Annotated in this window: 9 protein-coding genes; all 9 read left to right on the top strand. The window is 58.3% G+C overall.

Annotated elements, in window-relative coordinates; translation table 11 throughout:
- Positions 1-1,220, top strand: a 1,220-nt coding sequence (locus tag EPN93_11130; GenBank protein TAL35134.1) for a DUF4178 domain-containing protein, incomplete at its 5' end; no start/stop codon positions are given.
- 10 nt (positions 1,221-1,230) lie between these two features.
- The gene (locus EPN93_11125) at positions 1,231-1,434 is read left to right on the top strand and encodes a hypothetical protein (GenBank protein TAL35133.1); all 204 of its coding nucleotides are present in this window, start codon (positions 1,231-1,233) and stop codon (positions 1,432-1,434) included.
- Between the two features lie 163 nt (positions 1,435-1,597).
- Positions 1,598-1,918, top strand: a complete 321-nt coding sequence (locus EPN93_11120; protein TAL35132.1) for a DUF350 domain-containing protein — start codon at positions 1,598-1,600, stop codon at positions 1,916-1,918.
- Positions 1,846-3,438 carry a polyamine aminopropyltransferase gene (locus EPN93_11115; protein ID TAL35131.1) on the top strand — a complete coding sequence of 531 codons (1,593 nt, stop codon included), beginning with the start codon at positions 1,846-1,848 and terminating at the stop codon, positions 3,436-3,438. Before EPN93_11120 ends, EPN93_11115 begins: the two co-directional genes overlap by 73 nt.
- 94 nt (positions 3,439-3,532) lie before the next feature.
- Positions 3,533-5,608: a hypothetical protein gene (locus tag EPN93_11110; GenBank protein TAL35130.1), complete on the top strand. Its 2,076-nt coding sequence runs from the start codon at positions 3,533-3,535 to the stop codon at positions 5,606-5,608.
- Positions 5,609-5,833: 225 nt separating this feature from the next.
- Positions 5,834-7,702, top strand: a complete 1,869-nt coding sequence (htpG, locus tag EPN93_11105; GenBank protein ID TAL35129.1) for a molecular chaperone HtpG — start codon at positions 5,834-5,836, stop codon at positions 7,700-7,702.
- 280 nt (positions 7,703-7,982) lie between these two features.
- Positions 7,983-8,312 (top strand): hypothetical protein, encoded by a 330-nt coding sequence (locus tag EPN93_11100; GenBank protein ID TAL35128.1) that lies wholly within the window; start codon positions 7,983-7,985, stop codon positions 8,310-8,312.
- A 179-nt stretch (positions 8,313-8,491) separates the two neighbouring features.
- Complete coding sequence (locus tag EPN93_11095; protein ID TAL35127.1) at positions 8,492-10,402, top strand: VWA domain-containing protein; 1,911 nt, start codon at positions 8,492-8,494, stop codon at positions 10,400-10,402.
- 211 nt (positions 10,403-10,613) lie between these two features.
- Entirely contained in the window at positions 10,614-11,417 is an 804-nt protein-coding gene (locus EPN93_11090) for an SDR family NAD(P)-dependent oxidoreductase (GenBank protein TAL35126.1), read from the top strand.
- Positions 11,418-11,436 lie beyond the last annotated feature (19 nt).

The raw sequence follows: 11,436 nt of genomic DNA, 5'->3' as shown, positions 1-11,436 counted from the left end.
TGGCCGAAGGGGTGAGCGCGGTATTCAAGCTGGGGCTCAAAGGGGTTATCGACGGCATCGAGTACGAGATTATCGGAAGGATCCGCTACCAGGAGGAAGAGGAATACGAGCTCTCCACCTGGGACGAATGGCTCGCCGTGAACACCGCAGACGGAAGCTACCACTGGTTCGTCGAGGAGGACGGTGCGATATTCCTGTACGGAGACTACGTCCCGCAATCGATCAACCTGGAGGCGGCGAACAATACCTTCGAATTCGACGGACGCAGCATCACGAAGAACCGCGGTTTCGTCGCGCGTATCGTCTTCCATGAAGGCGAGCTCACCTGGAGGCCGGAGCTCGGCGAGCCCATGACGGTGTACGATTTCAAGAACGGCGGCACGTATTTCACCATCGAGCAGTCGGAGGGGGAGGTATCCATCTCCTCCGGGAAGAAGCTCGCGTACAAGGCGGTTCTCCAGGCATTCCGCAAGGACGAGTACCTCGAACAGTACGAAAGCACTATAAAGGCGCGCAAATCCTATCGGAACAAGGCATGGCTCTACCTCGCCATGAGCGTGATCGCCTGCGGGTTCATCGTGCGCGGGTGCGCCTCGGGAACCCGCGTGGAGGGCGTGACCAACAACAGGCTCGTCATAACCGATAACGCGAAGATGACCGAGCAGGGACAGGGGACCGTCTACAACAGCGAGGTGCTGTATGGTCCGGTGACGCTCGACGATCCGGAAAACCTCTACGAGTTCAGCATCACGGCCGACCAGTCGGTGCAGCAGCTCTCACGCGAGTGGCAGTCATTCCGCGTCATGCTCATCGCGGAGGACCGGCTGAAGGCGCTCGCCCCCACGATCGACCGGGAGCACGCGAAGGCGGTGAACGACGCGCTTGACGACATCGAGTTCCAGCCCGACCCCGTCGAATCGTACGTATTTCAGGGGGACTTCTGGGACGAGGATGGCACCGACAGCGAGGGCTACTGGCATGAGTCCGACACCAGTCTTTCCAAGAGCTTCGTGATGCAGGACCCCGGCAATTACTATGTCTACCTTTCACTTTTCAGCGAAAAGCCGAGAAAGACCGAATCCGTAAGCGTGGGGCTTTCCCGGGGAATGAAGAGCTCGCTGTATTTTCCCATCATTTTAGGCGTGCTCGGCGTGCTTATGCTCTACAATCGCGCGAAATCGCGAAAATATAACGAGCTTCCGTTCCCGGTGGACGGGTAGGAGGAATCGCATGATACGCAGTCTCATAGTCGGTCTTGTGCTCCTGGGCGGCGGATTCGCGCTCTCGAACTATCTCGTGGGGTACGACCGGGCCGGCACGTACTATATGCAGAGGATGCGCGAGCAGAGAAAATCGCTCCGGGTGGGATCGACCTATTACCCGGGCATGCGTACGGGCGGACCCGTCTCCGGGGGGATGCGCTCGGGAAAATAAACGGTTCAATGACGGGACTCGTGCGCATCGGTACACTTAACCCGAACAGGCACAAAACCGTCCATTCGCGTTCGGGAGAACTACCGGTTGCATCGGCTCCCGGAAGCATCACGACACTGTGCACAATGCCGGATTCACTATAACTGATCTAAAGGAGCAGACTATGGAATGGAACCATGTACTCGTGGGCGCAATCGAGACCGCGATTTTCTCGATGCTGGGCATCGCACTGATGGGAGTGGGCTTTTTATTGGTAAAGCTTTTCTCTCCCTTCTCGATCAAGAAAGAAATCGAGGTGGACCAGAACGTTTCGCTCGCCATCATCATAGGCGCGATCATACTGGGGATATCGATCATCGTGGCCGCGGTGATAAGCTCGCCCTCGAGCCAGACGGGCGCATCGGTGATTAAATCCGCCGCTGTCGAGAGCAAGGCCGACGTCAGGTCCGACGAGAAACCCGCACCCGTGAAACCGGCGAAGTGACCGCGCGCCGGGCCGCCGCGGAGCAGAAGCTTCTCCTGTGTGCGCTCTTCCTGTCGTCGCTCTGCGGCATCGTGTACGAGCTCGTGCTCGGGTCGCTTGCGACCTACCTGCTCGGAAACCCGGTGTCACAGTACTCGATCACGATCGGCGTGTTCCTGTTCGCCATGGGGGCGGGATCGTATCTCTCCCGCTTCCTCGAAGAAGGGATCGTTCGGGCGTTTATTTTTATCGAGGCCGCGCTCGGACTTACCGGGGGCGTATCGGTCCTGTGCCTCAACTTCTTTTTTTCATTCACGGCCTCGTACTATGCGCTGCACGTGTTTTTCGTCGCGGTGATCGGCGGCATGGTCGGTTTCGAGATACCGCTCCTGGTGCGCGCCCTTAAACGCCACGGCGAGCTCAAGGCGGTGATCGCGAACGTCCTCGCGCTCGATTACATGGGCGGCCTCGCGGGATCGCTCCTGTTCCCCCTCCTCATGTTTCCGCACCTGGGGCGCTTCCTCACCTCGATCGTCATCGGCGTGATGAATATCGGGGCCGCCGTCGCGCTCATCGCGTATGTCGACTACCCGGGAAAGAGGAGGTCCGATGCGCTTTTTCCCCTGGCAGCGATCGCCCTTCTCCTCATCCTCGCGGTCTTCTCCGGCGAGATCACACACGCGCTCCAGCAGCGCCTGTACGCGGACGACATCGTATTTTCAAGGAGATCCCGCTGCCAGGAGATCGTGCTCACACGCGGCGGCGACGATTTCCGGCTCTACCTGGACGGATCGCTACAGTTTTCAACATCCGACGAGTACCGCTACCACGAAATGCTGGTGCACCCCGCGCTTGCGCTCCTGGGTGCGCGTGAGAAGAGTGTGCTCATCCTGGGGGGCGGTGACGGTCTCGCCCTGCGCGAGGCGCTACGCGACCCCCTGGTGACGCGCGCGGTCCTGGTCGAGCTCGATCCTGAGATGATTATGCTCGCCCGGGAAAATTCATCGTTTGTCAGGATCAATGCCGGCTCCCTGCACGACCCGCGGGCGCGTGTCGTGACCGGCGACGCCTATGCCTATCTCCGCGGGGATCCGGGAACATACGACTGCATCATCGCGGATTTTTCGGACCCGCACGACGAAACCATCTCAAAGCTCTATACCGTCGAATTTTACCGGCTCGTGAAACGCGCGCTCACGGAAGGCGGGGTGTTCGTGACGCAGTCCACGTCGCCGCTCTCGGCGCGTGACGCGTTCTGGTGCGTCTCGTCGACCCTGCGGCAGGTGTTTCCCCACGTGCTTCCTTACCATGTCATGGTCCCGAGCTTCGGGGATTGGGGGTTCAATCTCGCGTCGGAAAGCGTCATCGACCCGGAAAAGGCGGGCGAGGGGCCCGCTGGGCTCCGGTATTACGCGCGCGCGAGCTTCCTCGCGGCGCTTCATTTTCCCCGGGACTCCGGAGAAAATCCCGTACGCGTCAATACCTTCGACTGTCCCGTGCTGTATACCTACTACCTCAAGGGATGGAAATATTCTGAATAACCGCCGTGGCAAGAAAATTCATGGTCCCGCGCGCACTGCTTGACAATTATATGTTTCCTGATAGAGAAGGGATCGTCTCCGGACCGTACCTGAAATGACACTAATCCGTAGTACATGCGCCGGCCTTATTCTCCTGTCCGCGTTCGTAATTTCGTGCTCCGGGCCGGAAGCTGGAGAAATACCCGTGGGGGTCAGGGGACGTATTGACCTGGGCTCATGGGACTTCGCCGCGCGCGGACCCGTGGCTCTTGACGGCGAGTGGGCGCTCAACTGGGGCACGCTGTCAGCCGCGGGGGATCCGGAGGCGGCCTCCAACCATTTCACCAGGGTCCCCGGCGCCTGGCACAGCATGGACAGCGTGCCATCCGCCTTAAAACCGTTCGGATGCGCGACCTACCGGCTTCGCGTGGCGACCGACGGCCGGGATTCGATGCTGACGATAAAGACCAGGGAAATCCCCATAGCCAGCAGGATCCTTATCGATGACCGGGTGATCATGGATATCGGGCAGGTCTCCGAGACCGCCAGCGGGGAGCGCCCCCTCAACCATCCCCGGACGGCAAGCTTCAGGGTGGATCGACCCGAATTCGTCGTAACGGTTCAGGTCTCCAACCACAGTCACAGGATGGCGGGCATCGTGCGCAGCCTGCTCCTGGGTACCGAGGAACAGATTACCGGGCATATGCGCGCCCAGCTCTCCCTGGATCTCTTCGTGTTCGGCAGCCTGTTCATTATCGGGCTGTACCACCTCTCCCTGTTCGCGCTCTGGAGAAAGGATCATGCGTCGTTCTGGTTCGGTATTTTCTGCCTCCTCATGTCCCTGCGCGCGGTCCTCATGAACGAGCGCATCATCTACTCCTTCCTGCCGGACCTTCCGTGGGAGCTCGAGATACGGCTCGAGTATTCTTCGCTTGCCATTGGGGCGTTCTTCGTCCTGTTCACCCGCTCGCTGTTTCCCGAGGAGATGGGCAGGAGGGTCGTGCGCGGATCCATGATCATCTCGATTGCCTTCGCGCTGCTCGTATGGCTGAGCCCGGCATACATCTTCGCAAACGCGCTTACGCTTTACCATTCCATCGCGCTGGTGGTGAGCGTTTACATGGTGTTCGTGTTTGTCAGGGCGATCGTCAGAAAGCGTGAGGGCGCGGTGATCTTATTCCTGGGATTCATGCTTTTCTTCACTGCCATGGCGAACGATATCCTCCATGCGCAGATGGTTATCCATACGACCTTTCTCCTTCCCTTCGGCCTGTTCGTATTCATTTTTTCGCAATCATTCGTCATCTCCATGCGCACCGCAAAATCGTTCAAGACGGTTGAGCGGTTTTCGCGGGAGATCGAGGACTACGCCCAGCATCTCGAGGCGCGGGTAAACGAGCGCACCAGCGAACTTCAGGGGGAGCGCAACAAGCTCCGGGATCAGGCCGAAATCATGACGCGCGAGATTGAAATGGCGAAGCGCATCCAGGAGCGCATGATCCCGTCCCGGAGTCCCATCGACGCGATAAGCTTCATCTACCTTCCCATGAAGCTCGTCGGCGGGGATTTCTACGACTTTCTCGAGATCGGTTTCCCCCCGAAGATCGGGCTGTTCATAAGCGACGTTTCGGGACACGGCGTTCCCGCCGCGCTCATTACGTCGATGATCAAAAGCGTGGTTCTTCAAGCGGGCGAACGCCGCGAGGACCCGGCCGCCCTGCTTCTCCACATGAACGCGATGCTTTTCGACCAGATCGCGGGAAATTTCGTGACCGCGTTCTACGGCATTTTCGACCCTGTCGAACGAACCATCGTGTACGCGGCGGCGGGCCATCACGAGCCGATCGTGATAGGAAGCGGCGGCATCACCAGGCTCACCAACAAGCGCAGCATGCCGCTGGCAATCCTGAACAACGACGACCTCCATGCCCGGGGAAAGCACTACCAGAACTCCTCATGCGTCCTCGAACAGGGCAGCAAGCTCGTCGTCTTCACCGACGGCTTCATCGAGGCCTCCCCGCTCGGCGACAGGAAGCGGGTATTCGAGGACAACGGGATGGAGCAGGTACTCCTGGAATTATCGGGCTTACGGAGCGGCCGCTTTATGGAGCGGCTCCACGAGCGGCTCGTACGGTTCCGCGGCGGCACGGAATTCGACGACGACGTGTGCATCGTATGCGTGGACGTGTGACAGCGCCCGCCGGGCGTTCCTTCACGCACCTATCGGTGATTAAAAAAGTACCCGCAAAAAACTTGACAGGCCGGCAGGATCGCGTAAAAAAATTCCTCCCGGGCCCGCCCGGTGCGCTTTACGGCAAGGAAAATATTTTGTATGATTAGTTTGCAGGCCGGCTCTCTGCCGGCAGTGAATTCATTCTATTCAACATAAGGCACTATCAGACCAGGAGGACGAACAATGTCGAAGCATCAATTCCAGACCGAGGTGGCGCAGCTTCTCCACCTCATCATCCACTCGCTCTATTCCCACAAGGAGATATTCCTGCGCGAGCTCATATCGAACGCGTCCGACGCCCTGGACAAGCTCAAGTACCTCACGTATACGGACGACGCGTACCGGGGCATCTCTTTCGATCCCCGCGTTGATATCTCCTTCGACACGGTGGCGAACACGCTCACCATCGCCGATTCCGGCATAGGCATGAACGAGCAGGACCTCATGGAAAACCTGGGCACCATCGCGCGCTCCGGAACCCGCGGCTTCGTGGAACAGCTTTCCGGCGACGCGCGCAAGGACGCGAACCTTATCGGGCAGTTCGGGGTGGGATTCTATTCCTCGTTCATGGTCGCGGACCGCGTCATCGTGGTGTGCCGCAAGGCGGGAGAGGAGAAGGCCTGGCGCTGGACGAGCGAGGGCAGGGGCGAATACGAGATCGCCGAGGACACGCGGGATTCCCAGGGCACGACGGTGACGCTTCACCTGAACGAAGAGGGGAAGGAATTCACCAACAAGTACAGCATCGAGCGGATCATCAAGAAATACTCCAATCACATCCCCTTTTCCATCTACCTCCATTACGAGGATAGCCGGTGGGAGGGAGAGGGAAAGGACCGCAAGGAGATCAGGGAACCCAGGATCGACCGGATCAACGACGGGACCGCGCTGTGGAAAAAGCCCAAGAACGAGCTCAAGGACGAGGACTATAACGAGTTCTACAAGGTGATCTCTCACGACGCCGACGACCCGCTCCTCTACGTGCACACGGTCGCGGAAGGAACCATGGACTACACGACGCTCTTCTTCGTCCCGAAGAAGGCGCCCATGGACCTCTACTTCGCGGATTTCAAGCCGGGGGTGAAGCTGTACGTAAAACGCGTCTTCATCACCGATGACGACAAGGAGCTCATCCCGGTCTATCTCCGCTTCGTGCGGGGGATCATCGATTCGGAGGACCTGCCCCTCAACGTGAGCAGGGAGATACTCCAGCAGAACCGCGTGCTCGCGAAGATCCGCTCGACCTCGGTCAAGAAGATACTTGGAGAGTTCCAGAAGCTCGCGGAAAATGAGGAAAAATACGCGGAATTCTACGCGCAGTTCGGCCGGCCGCTCAAGGAAGGGCTCTACGCGGACCACGAAAACCGGGAAACCCTCATGGATCTCGTACGCTTCAAATCCACGGCGGTGGACGGCTACACGAGCCTTGCGGCGTATAAGGGCCGCATGAAGCCGGACCAGAACAACATTTACTACATCACCGGCGAGCGCGAATCGAACCTGAGGCAGTCGCCGCTCATCGAGATGTACCGTGATAAGGGCATCGAAGTCCTCATCGCCGACGACGAGCTCGACGACCTCGTGATCTCTTACGTGCATTCGTACAAAGACACGGAGCTCAAGTCCGTAAACCGGAGCGACGCCGCCGAGGATTTAAAGAGCGAATCGGACCTCAAGGAAGAAAAATCCGCCGAGCCGCTCATCCAGAAGATGAAGGATATTCTCAAAGACCGCGTCAAGGACGTCAAGGCGAGCACCCGTCTCACGGGATCGCCTTCCTGCATCGTCGTGGACCAGTCCGATCCCACGGTGCAGATGCAGGGCATCCTGAAAGCCATGGGGCACATGGAAGGAGGGCAGGTGAAGCCCATACTCGAGATCAATCCCAACCATGCGATCATCAAGGGACTCGAGGGCATGAGCGACGACGAGCGCATTCGCGACGTGAGCTTCCTCCTGCTCGAGCAGGCGATGCTCATCGAGGGGGTGAAGCTGGAAAACCCGGCGGAGTTCGTGCAGCGCCTGAACAGGGTCATGGAGCACGCGGTCTAGGCCGTCGGCGTGGAACTCGTGCGTCTCGCGCACGCGGGGAACCGCGCATCGGAAAATAGTTACGGCGGCGTCCATTTCATCTCGTCCTCCCGCAGCCTGCTAAAGCATGCGGGAGGACGGGTGCGCTTATTTTGATGTCACTGCTGTTCACCGGCAACAAGAGACCGCTTTTTATTCGCGCATCGGGAAGCAGGGGGTCCGATACTGCCCGTCCCTATATTACATTGACAATTCCCCGTTCGTGCCCCATTCTGCCGCAATGAATACCCAAGGAGCCCACATGAACCGGACCGAAACGATACTTAAAAAACTCGACAACGTCACCTACCTGCTCGAACTGATACGCTCGGAGATGGAAGGTATGATTACCGAAAGCCTGCTCGACGCGGGCACTACCTATAACAAGAAACTGGAGATAAAGGAGCTGCACGAGGACACGAAGAAGGTGCTCGAGGGCTTCCACGTATCGCTCGACCAGGACAAGGGCGTGCTTGTCGAGTTCCAGGACGGGGAAGAGATCCCCTTCAGCGCGCTCGATTCCGACGAAATGTACGACATTTTCGTTCGCATCCATTCGTCGCTGCTTGACGACACGATCGCGTACAATTAAAATAACGGGGGGACCGGCCCCTCACGATAATCGCCGACGGCGGCGACGCAAACGACCTTAGTTTCAACCGGTCCCTCGCGGTTGGATTGAGCCTTAATTTCTATTTCTGATAATTTAACCGTAACACGGGCACGGTTTCCCGACTCAATGAATAACAGCAAAGAAAGCGGAGGTTCATTATGAGGCAGCGGGTAAGCACACTTATCGCGGTAACGGTGCTGGCGATTGCGGTGGGATGTTCATCGCTCGGGGGCGGCGGCAAGGCCCCCAAGGGCGGAGAAAGTGACGACCGCGGCAAGAAGATAGAAGGGGCTTCCGGCATGATCGACGAATCCTTGGGATCGGACACGGATCGCACCGGCAAGACGGAAAAATCGGAACCGAAAGCCGCGAGGCCATCGGACGGTGAAAAGCACGCGGAAGAACCGACGACGGGACTCAGGGACGACAAGGCCGCGAAGACGACGAAAGCCGACGGATTTCGGAAGGACGAATCGAAACCGAAAGAACCCTCCGGCATGACGGATACCGTGCGCCCGAAGGAATCGGCGCCCACGACCTCGGGCCTCAAGGCCGGATTCGCGGATGACAACAAGCAGTTCAATTACTTCGTGAACTTCCTGAACAAGTACGCCGGAGAGGTCAGCAAGTACCCGCTCAATATCCAGGAAAGAATCATCTTCCGGGTGAAGGATTCCGCCGGCAAGCCGGTCGCGAACGCCCACGTTGAAATATACGGAAACCGTGACAAGCTCTGCTGGGGAAAAACCTATGCCGACGGCACCTACCTGTTTTTCCCCTCTGAATACGATCAGAAATATATCGCATACAAGGTCCAGGTGACCTCGTCCGCGGGGAAAAAGGAGATCGCGGTCGACCGCCAGGGGAAGCGCGAGATACCGATCGCACTGGACGCCCCAAGGACGGCGCAGAAAAATGTGCCCCTCGATATAGTCTTCGTAATGGACACGACCGGGAGCATGGGCGAGGAGATCGCCCGGCTCAAGGACACCATTGAGATCATCAAGCTCAATCTTACCGCGCTTCCCGCGAAACCCGCGGTGAGGTTCGGGATGGTGCTGTATAAGGACAAGGACGAAGAGGAGTACCGCACGCAGGTGATCCCGCTCACCGACAACATGGACGCCTTCAAGCGCGAGCTCGACAAGGTCGAGGCGAGCGGCGGCGGCGACGAACCCGAGGACCTGCAGGGAGCGCTCGCCGATCTTATCGGCAAGATCAAGTGGAACCCGGACGGCATCCGGATATCCTTGATAATTACGGACGCGCCCCCGCACCTCGATTACGGGCAGGAGTACACCTATGCGGGCGCCGCGCGCGACGCACGCGCCGCGGGGATAAAGATATTCACCGTGGGTACCGGCGGACTTCCGCTCATGGGCGAGTACATTCTCCGCCAGATATCGCAGTACACCTACGCGAAGTACATCTTCCTGACCTACGGTGAGAAGGGCGAGAGCGCGGGGGGAAAGGAGGGAAGCGTGAGCCACCACACCGGTTCCAACTTCACCACCGACAAGCTTGAAACGATAATCATGCGCTTTGCGAAGGAAGAGCTTTCATACGTTTCCGACCAGCCTATCGACATGGGAGAGGAATTCTTCCAGGCGAAGAAGCTCGAAGACGAAAAAAACGAGGAGACGCTCAGGAAGCTTTTCGACATGTCGATTCTCCAACTCGTCGATTACTCCTCGCTCAACCTGGAACAGGGAACGCCCACGAGCATCGCGCCCTTCGCCGCGGTGAGCGATGCGCTCGCCGTCAACGCGGAGTATTTCACCGAACAGATGGGGCATTCGCTCCAGGGCAACAAGCTGTTCAAGGTGGTCGAGCGCAAGGACATGCAGAAAATCCTGAAAGAGCTCGAGCTGCAGCAGACGGGGCTTATCGACGACGAGGGCGCGGCGAAGATCGGCAAGATGCTGGGCGCCAAGCTCATAATATCCGGGAAGCTCTACGCCAGGACCGACACCTACGAGCTCTTCATCAAGCTCCTGCGCGTCGAGACGGCCGAGATACTCGCGGTCAATAAGCTCAAGATCGACAAGAACCTGGGGCTTGCCAAGTAGAGCGGTCCATGCGCGCACCGGAAATATTTTTGTTTCCGGTGCGTGAGAATATCGGCCCCCGCCCAAATCATTTGGGATATTTTCGTTCCGATTCGCTTGCCGGTCATTTAATCATGCCGGCATATCTATTTAGGCTTGACCGGAACTCGATTCTCTCCGGATAATCACCCGCGCTGACTTCCCGAACTACGCACAAACATGGATGGCTTGAATGAAAACACTCACCGGTAAGAACGTCGTGATCACGGGCGCGGCCGCGGGCATCGGCAGGCTCATGGCGCTTAATTTCGCGCGTGAAAAGGCGAACATCGCCCTCATCGACATCGATAGACGCCGGCTCGAAGAGACGGAACGGGAATGCACCGCGCTCAAGGTGAAGGCGCGCAGCTACGTATGCGACGTGTCCAGCAAGAAGATGGTAGACGGCGTCGCGAAGGAGATACGGAAGGAGTTCGACAGGATCGACATACTCGTGAATAACGCGGGCGTCGTGGCGGGCAAGCCCTTCCTCGATCTTTCATACGAGGACGTGAAGCGCACGATGGACATCAATTTCATGGGCACCATAATCCTCACCCAGGCGTTTCTTCCCGCCATGGTCGTGCGCAACGACGGCCATATCGTCAACATCGCCTCGTCGGCCGGTTTCCTGGGGATGCCCAACCTGTCCGATTACTGCGCCAGCAAGTTCGCGGAAGTGGGTTTCACCGATTCGCTGCGGCTGGAGCTCAAGAAATTCGGACACACCGGCGTCAAGCTTACCTGCGTGTGCCCGTACGTGATAAGCACCGGCATGTTCAAGGGGTTCAAGCCGTTCATCTTCAACCCCGTTCTCACCCCCGAATACGTCGCGGCGCGGGTGCTGCAGGGCGTGAAAAAGGATAAAGCCTACGTCGTGATGCCGTTCATGGTGCGGCTCATTAAATATGTGAAACTCTTCCCCGTAGGAATTCAGGACTGGATTGTCGCGAATATGGGAGCGAACAGAGCCATGGACACGTTCAAGGGGAAATAATCCGGCATCACGGGCTTTG

It is taken from the genome of Spirochaetota bacterium (genome assembly GCA_004297825.1).
In the GTDB taxonomy this organism is placed as follows: Bacteria; Spirochaetota; UBA4802; order UBA4802; family UBA5368; genus FW300-bin19.
This window is presented reverse-complemented; position numbering and strand designations above follow the sequence as displayed.